The following is a 16,586-nucleotide window of genomic DNA, read 5'->3' as shown; positions in this document are numbered from 1 at the left end:
TCCCCATCGTACTGAGACAACCCGATCTTGAGCCAGTCCGAGACGGCGTCGGTGGCGTCTCGAAGACGTCTCGCTCAGGAGTCGGTTCAGCCTCCAGAATGCATGACGTCGGCTCCCGCCGGCACCGTGCAGTCGTCCGGATCGCCGAGCCAGCCCTCCGGCAGCGACACCGACCCTGGTGAACCCTGCCGCCCACGCGGGCCCTCGGCCACGGGCGGGAACGGCACGTCGGGGTCCAGCTGAGCCAGCAGGTCGTCGAGCTCGGGGAGCGTCTTGACCAACGCCAGCGCGCGCCGAAGATCGGCGCCGGCGGGGAATCCGTGCAGGTACCAGGCGACGTGCTTGCGGATGTCGCGCATGCCCTTGTCCTCGCCGAAGTGGGCGGCGAGCAGGTGACCGTGGCGCCGGGCGATGTCGGCGACCTCGCCGAGGGTCGGGGGTACGGGGGCGTCGACGCCGTTGAAGGCCGCCGACAGCTCGGCGAACAGCCATGGCCTGCCGAGGCAGCCTCGGCCGATGACGACTCCGTCACATCCGGTCTCGGCCATCATCTTCAGGGCGTCGTCGGCGACGAAGATGTCGCCGTTCCCCAGCACCGGAATGCCGGTGACGTGTTGCTTGAGCTCGGCGATCTGATTCCAGTCGGCGGTGCCGGAGTAGCGCTGCGCCGCGGTGCGGGCGTGCAGCGCGACGGCAGCCGCGCCCTCCTCGGCGGCGATGCGGCCCGCGTCGAGGTGCGTGTGGTGGTCGTCGTCGATGCCAATCCGGAACTTCACGGTGACGGGGATCCCGGTGCCCGCCGTCGCCCGTACCGCCGCGGCGACGATCTGGCCGAACAGCTTGCGCTTGTAGGGCAGCGCCGCGCCACCGCCGCGGCGGGTGACCTTGGGGACCGGGCAACCGAAGTTCATGTCGATGTGGTCGGCCATGTCCTCGTCGACGATCATCTTGGCCGCGGCGTAGGTCGTGGCGGGGTCGACGGTGTAGAGCTGCAGCGACCGCGGCGACTCCTCGGGTCCGAACGTCGTCATGTGCAGCGTGCTGGCGTTGCGTTCGACCAGGGCCCGTGCCGTCACCATCTCGCAGACGTAGAGGCCGCTGACGGTGCCGGCCCTGGCAAGTTCGAGTTCGCGGCACAGCGTGCGGAACGCGACGTTGGTGACCCCGGCCATGGGCGCCAGGACCACGGGACTGCGCAACGCGATCGGCCCGATCTGCAAGGCAGGTCGGGCCGACGGCTGGGCTGGAGCTAGGACGCCGCTGATGATGACGTCACCAACAAGTTCTTCATTTCCTTCTTCTCCGCCATCTTGCGTTCGCGTTCGAGGCGGCGTTCCTTGGCGACCTCGAACTTCTGGCAGGTCTCCTCGAGTTCTTCGACGAGCTTGCCAAGGTCGTCCCGCATCTCGGCGGCCTCGCCGGTGAAGTCCTCGCGCTCGAAGATGCGCCACTTCTTCAGGACGGGCATCACCACGTCGTCGAGGTGGATGCGTGGGTCGTAGACGCCGCCGACGGCGATGACGACGGCCTTGCGGCGAAACTCGGGCACCGTGTATCCGGGCATCTTGAAGTTGCGCAGCACCCGGTGCAGCGACTTCATCGCCTGATTGGGGGCGAAGTCCAGACCCGCCGCGCTGACGTCGCGGTAGAAGATCATGTGCAGGTTCTCGTCGGCCGAAACACGTTGCAGCAGTTGGTCGGCCACCGTCTCGTTGCACGCCTTGCCGGTGTTGCGGTGCGACACGCGGGTGGCCAATTCCTGGAACGTGACGTAGATGACCGAGTCGAAGAGGCTCTCGGCGAACATCTCGCCCTGGGGTCCCTGGCCGGGGCTGAAGCCACGCGTGACCTGCTCGACGCGCAGCTCTTCGAGCTCCAACGGGTCGATCGCGCGGGTGACGACGAGGTAGTCGCGCAGCGCGATGCCGTGGCGGTTCTCCTCGGCGGTCCACCGGTTGACCCAGTAGCCCCACGGGCCGTCCATGCTGAAGTTCATCGCGATCTCGCGGTGGTAGGACGGCAGATTGTCCTCGGTCAGCAGGTTCTGCAGCATCGACACCTGCGCGACCTCTGAGAGCTTCGACTGATCGGGATCCCAGTCCTGGCCGCCGAGTGCGTAGAAGTTCTTGCCGTCGGACCACGGAATGTAGTCGTGCGGGTTCCAGTCCTTGCGCATGCGCATGTGGCGGTTGATGTTCTGCTCCACCACAGGCTCGAGTTCGTGCAGCAGCTGCAGGTCGGTCAACTCGGTCGACATGAACCCTCCCAGTTATCTGTACCCGTTGGTTGCACTCAATATATCTGTGTCCTCCGGTGACATCAAGTTCTCCGTCCGAGGTGTCATCGCGTCGTTATCAAGGACTCACCGAGGACTCACAGGCAATCCGATGGCAAGGGTAGTATCCGCGGAAGAACGATCCCCCCTGGCAAACGCCACATCGGCCGCTGCACGCCCGCTTGACGACGAAAGGTCACCCGACGTGAACAAGATCTTGGTTGCCGGTGTTGGCGCATTGGGCACGGCCGCCGTGGCGTTCACGCTCGGCGGAGGCATTGCCTCGGCCGATGACGGAGTCGTCGGGCAAACCTATGCGGACGCGAAGGCGGCTCTCAGTCAGCAGGGCATGTCGCCCGTCGTGGCGTCGACCGTTGGGGATCGCAAGGATTGGGACAACTGCATCGTCACCAGTGCGACCCCAGCCTCGGGAATTGACGGGTTCGGCAACCAGGCCAGCCGCAAGATGAACGTCAACCTGAACTGCTATGCCAAGTACTCCACCGGCCAGTGGCCCGGATTCTCGCTCCAGAGCCCGGAGGGGCAGAAGATCTACCAGGCCGACCTGGCAGCAAAGAAGCAGCGCGAGGCCCAAGAGGCGGCCGCGGCGCAGCAGTCCGAGGACGATCAACTGGCCGTCGCGGGCGGCGAGTAAACACCCCTTCTAGCTAGGGATTTGCGACCTCCCCCCTTGGTCGCGGGAGACGCTGCGCTGGAGCACGTGCAGCTGTAATATCCCCGCGAGCAGGCTGTGATTCCGCGGACAGATAGGGCCAGAAGTGAATAAGCTCCTCGTTGTTGGTTCAGGCGCCATCGGTGCGCTGGCTGTATCGGCGCTGCTCGGCGGTGGGGTTGCCTCGGCCGACTCCTATGCGGGCCAGACGTACTCGGACGCGTCCTCCGCCGCCAGCGATGCGGGCCAGACGGTCGTCGTGGCCGCCCGAACCGGTGACCACCTGGCCCAGGACGACTGCATCGTCGACCGGTCGCAGACCGCGCCATTCGCCAGCGCGAACGACGGCGCCCACGTGTCGAACACCGTGCAGTTCTACTTGAACTGCAACGGCGGCTACGCCACCGCCACGACGCCCGGCTCGTCGCTGGGCAGTGAAGAGGGTCGCGCGGCCAAGTCGGCAGCGGACGCGGAAGAGGCCAAGGCCCAGGCGCAGGCTCAGGCGGCGCAGGACGCGACCGACGAGCTCGCCGGCGACGGCCAGTCACCCGGCACGCCCGGCGAGTAGCTAGTGGGTTGACGCCCGGCTGAGCAGCATGTCGACGCAATAGTCGATGAACTGCTCCCGGGTGGCCTCGAGGCGGCCGTTCAAATAGGCCGTGAACAGTGCGGTGAGTGCGCCGACCAGTCCGGTGGCGACCATGGCCTGCACCGCCGAGTCGGTGATTCGCGTCAGCTTGTGCTGGAGCAATTCGATGAAGCTCGGCATCCACTCCGCACCGGACTTGGCCAACACGGGTTCGCGTTCGGGTGCGATCAGCAGCACCCGTCCCCGGATCGGGTCGTCGACCATCAACGCGACGAACCTCTCGACGGCGTCGCGCGGCGTGGTCGACGACGTGAGCGCCGTCATCGCGGTGCTGCACACGTAGTCGTAGACCGCGCGGACGAAGTCGTCACGGTCGTCGAAGCTCTCGTAGAAGTAACGCTCGGTAAGGCCGGCGGCGCGGCACACGCCGCGCACGGTGAGCGCACCGCCACCCTCGCCGCCGAGGACGCCCACGCCGGCGGCGATGAGTTCGTCGCGCCGGAGTGACTGCCGGTCCTGCAGGGGGACACCGGACCAGCGGCCCCGTCGTTGACCGGAAGGCACATCGCTCCTAAACTCACTATGACAACGCTTGTAGTCAGATTTCCGCCGGCGCCAGGAAAGGTCACCAGTGACTCAAGATACGTCTGAGACGTGTCCAGTGACCAGCGGACAGGCCACGGGTTGTCCGGTGTCGCCCGGCGGGTACGACGCCCCACCGGTGCCGCTCGGCCCCGACTCGTTGACGTGGAAGTACTTCGGCGACTGGCGGGGACTGCTGCAGGGGCCGTGGGCCGGGTCGATGCAGAACATGCACCCCCAGCTCGGCGCCGCCGTCGAGGAGCACTCGACGTTCTTCCGCGAACGCTGGCCCCGGCTGCTGAGGTCGCTGTACCCGATCGGCGGCGTCGTCTTCGACACCGACCGGGCACCCCGCACGGGTGCCGAGGTGCGCGAGTATCACACCGACATCAAAGGCGTTGACGCCCAAGGGCGTCGGTACCACGCGCTGAATCCCGAGGTCTTCTACTGGGCGCACTCCACCTTCTTCGTGGGGACGCTGATCGTCGCGGAGCGGCTCTGCGGTGGCATCACCGAGGCCGAGAAGCGCCAACTCTTCGACGAGCACGTCGAGTGGTACCGGATGTACGGAATGAGCATGCGTCCGGTACCCACGTCGTGGGAGGACTTCCAGACGTACTGGGATCACATGTGCCACAACGTGTTGGAGAACAACTACGCCGCACGGGCCGTGCTCGACCTCAGCGACCTGCCCAAGCCGCCGTGGGCCGAGAAGATGCCCGACTGGATGTGGCGTCAGCAGCGAAGGCTGGTGGCACCGTTCTTCGTGTGGTTCACCGTCGGCCTGTACGACCCACCGGTCAGGGACCTGATGGGATACACCTGGTCAGACCGGGACGAATGGCTCCATCGTCGCCTCGGCCAGTTGGTCCACGTCGCATTCTCGGTGTTGCCCAAGCGGACTCGCATGCATCCACGGGCGCGGGCGGGCTGGGATCGCGTCACGGGCCGCAGTGCCGCCGACGCGCCGTTGCCGGAGACGCCGGCGCGCAACCTGCCGCCGCTCGACGAGCGGGACAACCCGATGCACTACTGCCCGGTGGTGTGAACCGATCTCTCCCAGGGGCGCCGCTCACCGAGAGCAGAGCCCCGCGGCGGTCTCCTCGGCGATGAGTTGGGGGAGCGGCTCGCCGAGCCGCGAGGCGAAGTCGTCGGTCGCCTGCATGTTCCAGGTGCCGTTCTCGTAGACCATGGTGCGCGACTTCTCCACACCTTGAATCTTCATGACGACTATTGCCACGCCGGCCTCCAGGCGCAGCCCGCGGACGCTGATGGGCGCGCCGGGTTTCTTGCACGTTTCGTAGAACGTGACGAAGTCTCGCTGGGTGATTCCAGCCCGGACGTCGGACTCCATGTGCTCCCAGACGGCGGCGTAATCCCCGGAGGTGAAGCGGTCGATGTTGGCCTGAGCTGCGGCGGTGGCGGCGCTCAGTGTCTCGGGAACGTCGGTGTCCTGCACGTTCGAGGCGGACGTGGCGGGCCGGACGACCGACGATCCGGAGGCGCCGTGGGCGGGGCCGCACGCCGCGCAGGAGATCAGAACGATCACCGCCGCCGCGTACGTCGCCACCGACTTCATGGCGGAAAGGGTAACCGGATTGGGCCGTCGGCGGGGACCTTAGGACGGGTTGCCTGGCACCGAATGAATAGGTGGTGCCCCCACCAGGGCTCGAACCTGGGACCTGCGGATTAAAAGTCCGTAGCTCTACCAACTGAGCTATAGGGGCGTGGAGACACAGGATACTTGTCGGCCTCGAGGCGGTCGCCGCGGGCGCGACGGTGACCCCGTTTGAGGAATTGGCGGTCGGTGCCCTAAGCTATCGAAGCTCCCAACGCTCCGGCGTTGAGAGTCCCCGAAGAGATTCGGCTTTGGCCCCCATCGTTTAGCGGCCTAGGACGCCGCCCTTTCACGGCGGTAGCACGGGTTCGAATCCCGTTGGGGGTACGACGCAACGGCGGTAACGTCGGAGCAGCAGGAAGAGCAAGGCCCTGTGGCGCAGTTGGTTAGCGCGCCGCCCTGTCACGGCGGAGGTCGCGGGTTCGAGTCCCGTCAGGGTCGCCAAACGGCGACGCAAGGTAGTCAGTGCCGTCCCGGCCAGGTAGCTCAGTTGGTACGAGCGTCCGCCTGAAAAGCGGAAGGTCGCCGGTTCGATCCCGGCCCTGGCCACCATTCTTTACCTGCATCGACACGGGTCTTGCACTCGGTTGTCAGTTTTCTTTGTCCGGTTCTTGTCCGGTCTTCGGTGTGTGAATCTCGTTCGCGTGGAGCTGATCGAGGTTGGTTGCAACCTGGTCGAGTTCGTCGGCATAGAGGTCGCTGTAGATGTTCGCGGTGACGGTCGGTGTGGAGTGGCCCATTGTCTTTTGGACGTATCTGAGGTCTGCGCCGGATTTTCGGGCCAGGCTGGCATAGGTATGGCGCAGATCGTGGATGGTCAGCGGAGCCAAGTCGGTTTTCTTCAGGGCCTTGTTCCAGTGCGTGTGCCTGCGCCAGTTGTTCGACCTCAGCATCGCGCCGTTGGGTGAGGTGATGGCGGGGTCGTCGGGTTCCCGCCCGCCGATCCGCGTTTTGAGGATGTCGACGACGACTTGGGGGAGCGGCACGGTTCTGATGCCGGCGCGGGTCTTGGGCGGTCCGATGACGATGTAGCCTTCGACTTCGGGTGCTGCCCGCCGGACGTAGAGGCGGCGGGCGACGAGGTCGATGTCCTTGACCCGGAGGCCGACGAGTTCGGACCAGCGCAGGCCGGTGTAAGCGAGGATGGTCACGACATCGCCCTGGTCGCCGCACGCGGTGGCAAGCGTCTGGACTTCCTGAGCGGTGAGGTATCGGTGCCGTTCCCGCTCGGGGATCCGGCCTGCCGAGACGCCGGTAGCGGGGTTCCGGTGGATTCGGCCGTCCTGGTGAGCAACGTCGAGAATCGACCGAAGGAGTCGCAGCGTCGAAACCTTCGCCCACGGCCCGACGGTCAGGCCGTCAACGAACGCCTGAACGTCGGCGCGAGTGATTTCGTCAACGGGGACGTGCCCGAACCGTGGTGCGATCCGCAGTTCCCAGTGTTGGGCGTAACCGCTCCAGGTCTTCGGCGACACTGCCGGCTTCTTGGACTCCGAGAATTGCGTCCAGACCCGTTGCAGCGGTGTGCGGCCCAGGCGAGGGTCGAACCGGCGTGCGCCGAGGGCCGCTTCGTTGTCACGTTCGGACTTGAACACCTTGGCTTCGCGCAGGGTGGGAAAGGTGGCTGACGTTTCGACCCAGCCAGATGGGGCGTCGGGGTCGCGGATCAGGTAGCGGACTTGGTAGCGGGGCTCCCCGGTGGCGTTGAGGCGTTTCCGAATACCGCGCGGTGTGTTGCCGGCCATTACCGGCGCACCTGCTTGAGCCAGGACCGGACTTCGGCTGCATCCCAGCGGCGTACCCGCTCTGACAGGGTGTAGCAGGGCGGGCCGATCGGTTCGCCGGTCGTTTCGCGGATTGCCGCCCAGCGGTTGAGCGTCGCGGCCGAGACGCCGAGCAGTGCTGACACCTGTTCTGCGGTCAGCAGCTCCGGGAACGTGCCTGTGGTGAGCAGGGCTTCTCGGAGACCGTGAGTGACCATCGCTTCACCTCGCTGCGGGTGGGATGTCGGCAAGGAGGGAGTCGAACCATGCTCGCGTCCGCGGCAATCCGGCATCGGTGTCGGCTTGGCCGTCGGTGATTCCCCAAAGATCGAATGCCCACCGCTCCAGCGCGGAGATCGTTGTCTCACCGCAGCGCTGGAGCTCGGCGTCGTCATCCAAGATCAGGGCGGTGCCAATGACTTCGCCGCAAGACCAGACGTGCCGATACTGATCCCATCCGTCTGTGCGGACGAGGTTGGCGCGGTGCATCAGATTATCGGCATATCGCGCCAGCTGATCCTTGTCGGGTGACTCGAAGATGGCCCGGTTGTCACTCATCGCGCTTTCCTCCCATGGTGTGCGCCCGTCCGTATTGCTTCGCAGTGGAGCGGATTTGGACATCACTCCAGTAGTCGGATCGCACCTTGGTCACTTGGCCGTCCTCGGCGATGACGTAGCCGGTGCCCGGTCTGTCTGGGCTAATTCGGTGTGCGGGTGCGGCATCGGCCATGCCGTCGCCGAGAACCATCGTCACCTCGTCGCGGGAACGTAGCCGGAGCGCGATGGTCTGGGTAAACAGCCCTCGCATCGGGAGGACTTCCTTGCGGGGGTCTTGGAGAAACGCGGCCACCACGATCCCCAGGGCACGGCCCTTGGTGAGGATCCGCGACAACGAGGCGGCAGCTTCCTTACGCAGCGCGGCGTCGCTCATGTACGCGGTCATTCCGGCCAGTTCGTCGATCAGCAGCACCACAAGGGGAGCGGACACGGTGGGGGTGTGTTCGCGCGCACGACCGGCCATCCTAGTGCCCCGCTTGTTCATCAACTTCTCCAGCGCAGCAAGGGTTTCCACGGCATCAGCTTCCGTTGTGGCGACCTTCGTGAACAGGGCTGACCCGGCCGCCACCTCGATGCCATATTTGAGGTCGATTCCCACCAGACGAACCACGCCGGCGGCAACAGCGGGTCCGAGGCCACCGGCGATGCCCCAGAAGACGGAGCCTTTGCCTGCGCCTGAGCAGCCCACAGTCAGGGTGTGGCGGCCGCTCACCGGGAGGGTCCAGGCTGACCCGCTTTCGGATCGGCCGAGAGTGACTCGCGTCGTCGCAACAGCTGTCGGGGGAGTGGCGTTACCTACTGTCGACAACTGTTCCCGCATGACCAGTTCGATACGAAGCGTCCCAGGTGAGATGACAACCGACCGCGCCGAGTGTGCGCCCGCGGCGTCGCGGATCGCGGGAACCGCGCGCTCCAAGTCGTCGATGGTCTGTCCCATCCTTGTCCGCACCGTCAGATACAGACTGGTGCGGGACACTCTTGCTCCCGACAGCTTTGGATGAAACCACCGCGTCGACGTCACGTGCCGTCCTTCCTTGTCGCGGCGGGTGATCTGCTCGGAGGCCGACAAGCCGCAGCGCTTACACAGGCGCTGCCATGAAATGTGTGCCCATAGCCGCCAGCGCAGGAGCCGGGCAGGCGTCGCGACGCGTTCCTCGTAGATTTCTGGTGATCGCAGTCGCCAGTAGATGAGGGCCGCGCCGGTGACGCCGACGACGACCGCCACGCACAGCGCGACGTTGGTGAGGAAGTCCAGCACGTGGTCGAATCGGAACGGACTATCGAGATCGACCGGCGCGACCGGATCGGGATTCATGCCGACTCCCGACCTGAGTTGGACGCCGTGGACGGTTTTCCCGGCGCCTTCATATCCGTTGCTCGGAACGACCACGCGATCCGCGAGAAGTCGCCCGATCGTTCGACGTATGGCAGGGCCGTCAGTCCCTCGAAAACCACAGGAGTGAAGGGTGTTCCGCTGGAATTGGTGGGCGCAATGGGTTGCACTGGTGCGGCGAACTTCACCGTCACCGTGCGGCTGCGCTTCGGTGCTGTCGGATCTCCGTCGAGCACTTCGACCTGCCACATCGGTACACCCGTGTCGCGGTCCCTCGCTTGTACGCGGTTCTCGCCCGAGGACTTGTCGAAGTCGATCATCGGCGTCACCTCCGACACGACGAACGCGCCGCATGAGAACACCTGGTCGTGCCCGATCTGGAGCCATTTGGGAATGGACATTGCTGAACCTTTCGAGTGAGTCCGACTAGATGACTAACCAACCTAGTCGTCTAGAGGAGTAAGTCAAGCGCCAGCGGCCGTTTGGTCGTTTTGCGACGATTTAGCGCGCGGAGAAGTCGTATTCGAGCAGGTAGGCGGATGCGACCTTCACGGTGTCGCACACCTCGACGGCCACGTCGTTGACGTCGTATGCCGTCCGGACCACGGTCAGGACGGGTACACCTGCCGGGATTTGCAAGACGCGGCGCTCTTCGGGAGTGGGCATCCGGCCGCCGACTTCCTCGGTGAATCGCGCGAGTGTGTGGCCGGCCTCTTCGAGGCGCGCATAGATTCCGCCAGGTCCGGTATCGGTCTGTTCGATCTTGGTGCCCTCGGCGAACGCGGCAGGAATGTAGGAGATCGCGGTTTCGACCGGTCGGTCATCTGCGAGGTAACGCCGTGATCGCACGACAACGTCGTCCTCGGAGGTCAATCGAAGACGTTCGGCGACGGTAGGATTCGGCTTCTCGCGCGTGACGGTGATGTTGTCGACCTGTGGCGTGTAACCAGACTTCTCGGCTTCGACGGTGAATGCGGCCTTGCCGCTGGCGCGGTGTCGCCGTGCGAAGCGATCTGATGCGAGCCGCCGAATTGGCGGAGCGGATCGGACGAACACGCCGCGACCGTGCTGCGTGACTACGAGCCCTTCGCCGCCGAGCACTTGCATTGCCTGCCTGACGGTCATGCGTGCCACGCCGAAGTGGTTGATCAACTCGGCCTCGGACGGCAGGCGTTCCCCAGAAGCCAGCTGGCCAGAGCTGATCGCCTCGCGCAACATGCCGGCGATCTGCCGATATGGCGGTTTGTCGTCCGCCCGGTCGATCTGGCCAAGTTGCAGCACCTGAAAGCCTTCCATTGCTTGTCTAGGCGACTAGTCTAGGGAAACGACACGTCCCCTGTCACTACCGGGAACCCCTCAAGCATGGAGTTTCGCATGGGCACCACGCCGAAACACTCGGTCAGCGTCGCCGGCATTGTGATCCGCGACGACGGCCGGGTCCTAGTCATCAAGCGCGACGACAACGGCCATTGGGAAGCCCCCGGTGGAGTCCTGGAACTCGATGAATCATTCGAGGCTGGCGTCCAGCGTGAGGTGCTCGAAGAAACTGGACTCGTCGTGTCAGTCGAACGCCTCACTGGTGTCTATAAGAATCTCACGCATGGAATCGTCGCACTTGTCTACCGGTGCCGGCCAACCGGTGGCGAACCTCACGCCACCGAGGAAGCGCGTGAAATCCGTTGGATGGCAAAGGAAGAAGTGCAGTCGGTAATGGTGCCGGCGTTCGGAGTGCGTGTCTTGGACGCGTTCGAGGAGTCGCCGCAGTCACGGGCGCATGACGGCGTCAATCTCCTCCGGGTGTAACCCTTGCCGTCGTCCTCTTCGGGTCGACCTCGACTACTGTCTCGTCAACCTGACGGTCACTCCAAAGTACTACGTGGCGCTGTCCGCCAATCCGGTTCCCAACGCTGGTGGCGAGGACTACTTCCCCGAGACCGACGGAAACGGACCCAGGTCTCGATCGACGAACTCAAACTCACGTTCGCGCAGACGATCGACTACACAATCACCATCAGCTGGCACCCCACCGAGGATCGCAGTGGATCGGGACTGATGCAGAAGACCGAACTCAGCGGCTAACGCGCGCCGCTACCCTTGCGCGCTCGTGACGCCAATTTTAGAGGAGTGTTTCCTGCGCTGGATCGCCGCTCCTTCGCAGCCTCGCGTAATCTAGGAGATCTGTTGCGCGCGCGCTCTTTCCATGCCAATCATGGACAATCGACTCTCCGAGCAGCACATAGTTCCACGCAACGTCTGCGCGTTGGTGCCCAGGTAGCGAGTTTATTTGTTCACACCAGGCCAGCGCAGCGCGCTGCTTGCGCTTGACGTTCTCGTCGCTCAGAGCTGACTGCGCCTTCGTCTCTACCACGTAGACATCAGTGTCCGTTCGCACCAGGAAGTCTGGCGAGTACTGCGCTGGCATCCCGTCTGCCTTCAAGTAGGGCCGTCGGAGAAAGTCGTGCCGGTACTCATGGATCTTGGCAAGCGCTTCAACTTGGGTGTCTTGGTCGGCCCACTCCAGGAACAGTCGCTCCAACCCACCACTCTTTGAGGGGATCGGAAGCTTGGGGTAGATGCACTTCTTCACGTCGACACTCGCGCTGGCGCGGACGGGAATCGTCTTGACTTCCGACAACATCCGGTACTGGACGACGGCATCCGCTGTTGGCTGATTCGCTTGCAGCTCAGTGAGTTTGGTTGCGAACACGCCAGCGATATCATGAGCAACATCGTCGAGAAGGAGGACTCGCCAGTGCTCCTCCGCGAGTGGGTCGAAGTCCTTCCCGAACAGCCGGTGCTTGATGTAAGTATCTAGCCATCCCGTCAGGAGCGGCTTGTAAGCCTGCATGATCGGAAACTGGCTGATCTCTTTGTACTTGCCTGCGCTACTGGTCAGGTTCCGCCCGAGTGCCTCCGCGATCCGGTTGGTCATCCGCGATAGGTAATCGTTGTAACCGGTGGCTGTCAGGATTCCGCCGTCGACCCGGTAGTCCCCATACTGCGTACCTGTCTGAGCGTCCTGAGAAACGAATCTGTCGCCTTTGCCAATCTGCTGGACGAGCCAGTCCACCTGGTACTTGCTCGACGGCAATGCCATCGGATCGACGCTCGGCTGTCTGAGTTCCTCGTCGGCATCACGAACGATGATGGGTACTTCGAAGTCGTAGGCCTGGTATCCCGCGCGGAGGTCGACGTGCTCAAGATCCCCTGTTGCCGAGGTGGAGTCAGCATCATCGCCGACCTCGCCGACGAGGTCTCCGCCAAGCAAGTCTTCGTAGAACTGCGAAAACGCTGGATGCTCAACGATGAACAACACATCGAAGTAGTTGGTCGGCTCTTCCCGCCGTGCGATCCGCTCACGCGTTTCGCGCTTCAGTTCGTCGATTGCATCGTTGCCGCGCCACATGAGTCGAAGGCCGCGCCCAATTGTCTGCTCAAGAAGGATTGATGCCTCCGAGGACCGAAGGGGCACGATCACACAAATGTTATTGACGTCGAAGCCCTCCCGGAGCATCAACACTGAGACGATCACCTTGGGATGCTGATGCCGATCTACATCGAAGAGCCTTTCACGGAGCGGTTCCCAATCCTTCACGCCAAGCTCCTGTTTACGCCCAGAGTCGACCCTGAGGACGTCGTCCGCTGCCAAGCCCGTAGTGCGCAGAAACTCCTCGACATACGGTGTGACCGTGGTGTCCTCGCAAATCACAAGCAACTTCGGATGCTTGTCTGGGTCGGTGTCGACGAACTGGCCTTCGAGGATTTGCAGTTTCTTCAATCCCGCCCGAAGCATCACCCGTTGCCCGTTCGATAGCCCGGTTACGCGGTTCTGTTCGTCGCGTTCAGCCCTGAAATCCAGGGGCAATGAGGCGACGTCCTTGCGCTTGTCCAGCGCGAGTGCTTTGACTAGCCCTGCACGCATGGCAGAGGTGAGGTCGAAATCGACCACGATGTGGGGGAAGTACTGGCGGCTCCTTTTCTTCGCCGAACCAACTTCGTTGAACGGCGTGGCTGAGAAGTCGATCTGAATGAACTGTGACCCCTTCGTGGAGGCGATCTCAGACAGAGACTTCTGCCATTCGACATCTGTGACTTCGTCATCCTTGCGAATCTCATGGATGTGATGTGCTTCGTCGTTGAATACCAACAGATCTGGTAGGTCTTTGAGTGCTTGTAGCGGGCCGCCACGGAGGAATCGCCGATCTAGGGTGTCCAGCGAGTTGCCTGCGTTGGTGCCCGGTGTCAGCGGGAAGAAGCTCTCCACTGCTGCCTTGGGATCGATGTCCTGCCCAGGAGCATCGACGTCTCCGACTTCCGTTACGAAGTCCGGGTCCTCCTGTCCTGCCAGCAGATGCCAATTCGTGATTGCAATAAGCCCAGACCCCGTTACTTTCCGACCGATCTCGGCCTTGGTAACGACGGAAGACTGCAGAAATCCGAATACCGGAGTCCGGAAGTTGTCGGGGATGAATAGATCTCGTTGCTGGTATATGTCACTGGTCGTGAAGTCACGATCGCCGTCAATGGTCTTGCCCTGGAACGAATCCAGCAGTCGGTCATAGACGATCAATCCAGGAGCGACGACCAAGAAGTTGGCGGTAAACCGTTCATCACGGGGATTCGTGAGTTTGTTGAGGTACTGCCAGACGAGCAGAGCGTTCAGCACCCAAGTCTTCCCAGTGCCGGTAGCCATTTTCGCCGCATACTTCGGGTGCGCATGGCGTTCTCGGGTGACTTCGCCAAGTACGCCGCTTTCCAGCATTGCTTCGCCCGCGACAGCCTCATACAGTTGGCGCAGAGTTCGCGCGGCGATCACCTCGTGGGCGTAGATGACGTGCAGGATTGCAGCGCGTTGCCCTTCATGGAAGTTGAGTGCGCGAACGTCGCAGTAGTCCTGTTGAAACCAGAATTTGAGCAGCTCAGCCGTTGTGGGCGTGACCTTCTCAAGCAGCTCCGGCCGACCGCCGGCGACCAAGTCAGCGATCTGATCACCCACGCGAGCGGCAAGCCCTGTGGCCAGCGGAAAGGGATCAAGGCGCTCAGTCATCGGTCGATGTCCAACTTGTCGATGACGGCCTCCGATTCGAAGCCAAAAACATCAACCGCACGTATGCAAACCCTCCGAGGACCATCCCTCCGCGGCAAGAGCAGCTGAGCAGACGTTACGACGCGCAGCGGATCATCGTCGTTGTCCGTGTTGCCGCGGTAGTCCTGCCAGACTGACCGGAAAACTTCACCGTCGTAGTCTGGGTCAACAGCCCAGTATTCAATCAGTGCAAGGGGTTCAGCGTTCATCACCTCGCGCAGAGCGGCACGATTCTTCTCATCGAGATTGATCGCTTCAGGTGACAGCAACACGTAGTTTTCGAGCTCTACGCGGAGCTCTTCACCGTCCTTCGTTACCTTTCGGGAGGCAGACCCGGCCTGAAGGTACTGCAGGCTCGCGAATCGCACTTCACTCGCTAACTTGTCAGCACCTTTCTTCTTTAGGCGGTCGAGCAGATCTGGTGGAATTACCAACACCTCGAGGTTCGGATCCTGCAGGGCCGCAATGTCCTGGCCAATGCCAGCTGAGAAGTTCCAACCGAGCACAACGACCCGGTCGAAGCCTCCGAGCTTGCTATCGCGATAGCCTTGCGCCCGTCGGAGAGTTGAGGCTGTCGTGAGCTTCGAAGGACTGTCTACGAACACGAGCGACCGCGTGTTCGGCAACTGACCAAGACTTCCATTCACGTTCTCCTCTGGCGGAAGCGGAAGTGCGCCATACAGATCGAGGACAACCTTTGCAAGGTCCCCGACGCGGAATGAACGGCCTAGCGTTGATCTCGCCTGCTCGACTTGGTAGTCGCCAATCGCCTGGTAGAGAAATGGCTTTGCATCTATGTCGATCAGCCGTTTGCGCATGACCATAGTCGATGGTTTTCCCAAATCGGTTGTAAGCCAACGCCTTCCGAGGGATTCAGCAACTGCGGCGAACACGCCGGAACCGCCGAAGAAGTCGGCTACGATCGAATCGCTATCCGAACTACCGCTGATAATGCGCTCGATCAGCGGCCAAGGTTTCTCAGTTGCGTATCCCACCCGCTTCTTGCCGTCAATCGGGTAGCGACCCGCAATCGCCATGGTCCACCAGTCCTCTGGAATCTTGCCGGTGGCAAGCTCGTACCCTTCGACCACGAAGCCCGATCCGGCGAGGCCAGTCTTGAAGTTGCCCTTCGTCTTCTCGCTGTGCGCTTCCCTGATCGCATCGTCGTTGAAGATCCACTCGTCAGTCTTTGAGTACCAGAACACAACGTCGTGTTTTCGGTTGTACTGTCGCATCCCCGGGCTGCCGGGACCGTAATAGGCCCAAACGATCTCGTTGCGAAGGTTCTGCTTGCCAAACACCTCGTCGAGCAAGAGCTTCACGTAGTGACCGACATGCCAATCTAGGTGAACGTAGATCGATCCTCGTTCAGATAGCAATTCTCGCATGAGCACCAGCCTTGGCGTGATCATCGCCAAGTAGGACGCAGTCCCGTCGGACCAGGTGTCCGAATAGGCGAATTGTTCGAGCACTGTGGGCTTTTGGTCGATAGTCACACCGGGCAGAGTGATCTTGGTGCGGTAGTCGGCCTTTGAATCGAACGGTGGGTCGATGTAGATGAGGTCGACTTTGCCCCTCATGCTTGGGGTGTCCGTATCTCCCGCTAGCAGCGCGGCCATCGCGAGAAGGTTGTCGCCGTAGATCAGCCTGTTGGGTTGCGCTTGGTCAGCAGCAATATCGCCGCCGCTGGCCTCGCTGTCGTGAAAATTCCGGAACAGATCGACGCTCGCAGTGTCTTTCGTTGGAATGACAAGTTCTCGCGTCTGAAGCGTTACGCGGTTCCGACCCTCTAACTGTTCTAGGATCTGCTGCGCTTGGCGTTTCCCAGCGGACACGATGCCTGGCATTTGCTCCAACAGAGACTTGCTCATCAATGTGCCCCTTCGATGGCCCGCACAGCGAGCAGTTGCCTTCGGGATTCTGTCCTCTGTCGTCTGCCTCGCGAAGCACCATAGCGCTGTTTAGGAAATCGGATGTCTCGTGAGCCATCGGAATTTCGCACAAAGGCGGGCGCAAGGAAGCCTGAGTCGACTCGTTCCGCCTCGCCGTTCACAAGATGGAGCACCGCGTCGACCATCCACGGCGGCGTGAACATCTCACCGTGGTCAG

Annotated in this window: 16 protein-coding genes and 4 tRNA genes; 7 read left to right on the top strand and 13 right to left on the bottom strand. The window is 62.7% G+C overall.

Annotated elements, in window-relative coordinates:
- Positions 1 to 86: 86 nt before the first annotated feature.
- Positions 87 to 1,220 carry a tRNA dihydrouridine synthase DusB gene (gene dusB, locus H7J06_RS17785; protein WP_275079568.1) on the bottom strand — a complete coding sequence of 378 codons (1,134 nt, stop codon included), beginning with the start codon at positions 1,218 to 1,220 and terminating at the stop codon, positions 87 to 89.
- A 29-nt stretch (positions 1,221 to 1,249) separates the two neighbouring features.
- Entirely contained in the window at positions 1,250 to 2,257 is a 1,008-nt protein-coding gene (locus H7J06_RS17780) for an acyl-ACP desaturase (protein ID WP_264040338.1), read from the bottom strand.
- 223 nt (positions 2,258 to 2,480) lie between these two features.
- On the opposite strand from H7J06_RS17780, the gene H7J06_RS17775 reads away from it, so the two are divergent.
- Positions 2,481 to 2,930: a hypothetical protein gene (locus H7J06_RS17775; protein WP_264040337.1), complete on the top strand. Its 450-nt coding sequence runs from the start codon at positions 2,481 to 2,483 to the stop codon at positions 2,928 to 2,930.
- Between the two features lie 124 nt (positions 2,931 to 3,054).
- Positions 3,055 to 3,516 (top strand): hypothetical protein, encoded by a 462-nt coding sequence (locus tag H7J06_RS17770; RefSeq protein ID WP_264040336.1) that lies wholly within the window; start codon positions 3,055 to 3,057, stop codon positions 3,514 to 3,516.
- Here the strand turns inward: H7J06_RS17770 and H7J06_RS17765 are convergent, their stop codons facing one another.
- Positions 3,517 to 4,101, bottom strand: coding sequence for a TetR/AcrR family transcriptional regulator (locus H7J06_RS17765; RefSeq protein ID WP_264040335.1), 585 nt, complete (start codon positions 4,099 to 4,101; stop codon positions 3,517 to 3,519). It lies immediately after the preceding gene.
- A 67-nt stretch (positions 4,102 to 4,168) separates the two neighbouring features.
- Between H7J06_RS17765 and H7J06_RS17760 the strand changes: the two genes are divergently transcribed.
- The gene (locus H7J06_RS17760) at positions 4,169 to 5,167 is read left to right on the top strand and encodes an oxygenase MpaB family protein (protein ID WP_264040334.1); all 999 of its coding nucleotides are present in this window, start codon (positions 4,169 to 4,171) and stop codon (positions 5,165 to 5,167) included.
- A gap of 24 nt (positions 5,168 to 5,191) precedes the next feature.
- Here H7J06_RS17760 and H7J06_RS17755 read toward each other — a convergent pair whose 3' ends face one another.
- Both H7J06_RS17755 and H7J06_RS17750 read right to left on the bottom strand, forming a co-directional pair.
- Entirely contained in the window at positions 5,192 to 5,698 is a 507-nt protein-coding gene (locus H7J06_RS17755; RefSeq protein ID WP_264040333.1) for a hypothetical protein, read from the bottom strand.
- 72 nt (positions 5,699 to 5,770) lie between these two features.
- A tRNA-Lys gene (locus H7J06_RS17750) sits at positions 5,771 to 5,846 on the bottom strand.
- Positions 5,847 to 5,991: 145 nt separating this feature from the next.
- Here H7J06_RS17750 and H7J06_RS17745 point away from each other — a divergent pair.
- From H7J06_RS17745 to H7J06_RS17735, 3 genes are all read left to right on the top strand, one after another.
- A tRNA-Glu gene (locus H7J06_RS17745) sits at positions 5,992 to 6,064 on the top strand.
- A 40-nt stretch (positions 6,065 to 6,104) separates the two neighbouring features.
- Positions 6,105 to 6,181: transfer RNA gene (locus tag H7J06_RS17740), tRNA-Asp, on the top strand.
- Between the two features lie 31 nt (positions 6,182 to 6,212).
- Positions 6,213 to 6,289 (top strand) — tRNA-Phe (locus H7J06_RS17735).
- Positions 6,290 to 6,327: 38 nt separating this feature from the next.
- On the opposite strand, the gene H7J06_RS17730 is transcribed toward H7J06_RS17735, so the two are convergent.
- The 6 genes from H7J06_RS17730 to H7J06_RS17705 form a co-directional block, all read right to left on the bottom strand.
- The gene (locus H7J06_RS17730) at positions 6,328 to 7,482 is read right to left on the bottom strand and encodes a tyrosine-type recombinase/integrase (protein ID WP_264040331.1); all 1,155 of its coding nucleotides are present in this window, start codon (positions 7,480 to 7,482) and stop codon (positions 6,328 to 6,330) included.
- Positions 7,482 to 7,718 carry a helix-turn-helix transcriptional regulator gene (locus tag H7J06_RS17725; RefSeq protein ID WP_264040330.1) on the bottom strand — a complete coding sequence of 79 codons (237 nt, stop codon included), beginning with the start codon at positions 7,716 to 7,718 and terminating at the stop codon, positions 7,482 to 7,484. The genes H7J06_RS17730 and H7J06_RS17725 overlap by 1 nt, the downstream gene beginning before the upstream one ends.
- 4 nt (positions 7,719 to 7,722) lie before the next feature.
- Positions 7,723 to 8,058 (bottom strand): hypothetical protein, encoded by a 336-nt coding sequence (locus tag H7J06_RS17720; RefSeq protein ID WP_264040329.1) that lies wholly within the window; start codon positions 8,056 to 8,058, stop codon positions 7,723 to 7,725.
- Positions 8,051 to 9,373, bottom strand: a complete 1,323-nt coding sequence (locus H7J06_RS17715; protein WP_264040328.1) for an FtsK/SpoIIIE domain-containing protein — start codon at positions 9,371 to 9,373, stop codon at positions 8,051 to 8,053. Before H7J06_RS17715 ends, H7J06_RS17720 begins: the two co-directional genes overlap by 8 nt.
- A complete protein-coding gene (locus tag H7J06_RS17710) occupies positions 9,370 to 9,792 on the bottom strand; it encodes a plasmid replication, integration and excision activator (RefSeq protein WP_264040327.1) in 423 nt (140 codons plus the stop codon). Before H7J06_RS17710 ends, H7J06_RS17715 begins: the two co-directional genes overlap by 4 nt.
- 100 nt (positions 9,793 to 9,892) lie before the next feature.
- A complete protein-coding gene (locus H7J06_RS17705; RefSeq protein ID WP_264040326.1) occupies positions 9,893 to 10,672 on the bottom strand; it encodes a GntR family transcriptional regulator in 780 nt (259 codons plus the stop codon).
- A gap of 93 nt (positions 10,673 to 10,765) precedes the next feature.
- On the opposite strand from H7J06_RS17705, the gene H7J06_RS17700 reads away from it, so the two are divergent.
- Complete coding sequence (locus H7J06_RS17700) at positions 10,766 to 11,194, top strand: NUDIX hydrolase (RefSeq protein ID WP_264040325.1); 429 nt, start codon at positions 10,766 to 10,768, stop codon at positions 11,192 to 11,194.
- A gap of 313 nt (positions 11,195 to 11,507) precedes the next feature.
- Here the strand turns inward: H7J06_RS17700 and H7J06_RS17695 are convergent, their stop codons facing one another.
- Positions 11,508 to 14,438 (bottom strand): DEAD/DEAH box helicase family protein, encoded by a 2,931-nt coding sequence (locus H7J06_RS17695; RefSeq protein WP_264040324.1) that lies wholly within the window; start codon positions 14,436 to 14,438, stop codon positions 11,508 to 11,510.
- The gene (locus H7J06_RS17690; protein ID WP_264040323.1) at positions 14,435 to 16,348 is read right to left on the bottom strand and encodes a DNA methyltransferase; all 1,914 of its coding nucleotides are present in this window, start codon (positions 16,346 to 16,348) and stop codon (positions 14,435 to 14,437) included. Before H7J06_RS17690 ends, H7J06_RS17695 begins: the two co-directional genes overlap by 4 nt.
- Positions 16,349 to 16,586: the final 238 nt, after the last annotated feature.

This window comes from Mycolicibacterium hodleri (assembly GCF_025822245.1).
GTDB lineage: Bacteria > Actinomycetota > Actinomycetes > Mycobacteriales > Mycobacteriaceae > Mycobacterium > Mycobacterium hodleri.
The sequence above is the reverse complement of the archived record's forward strand: the minus strand, read 5'-3'. Positions and strand labels throughout refer to the sequence as shown.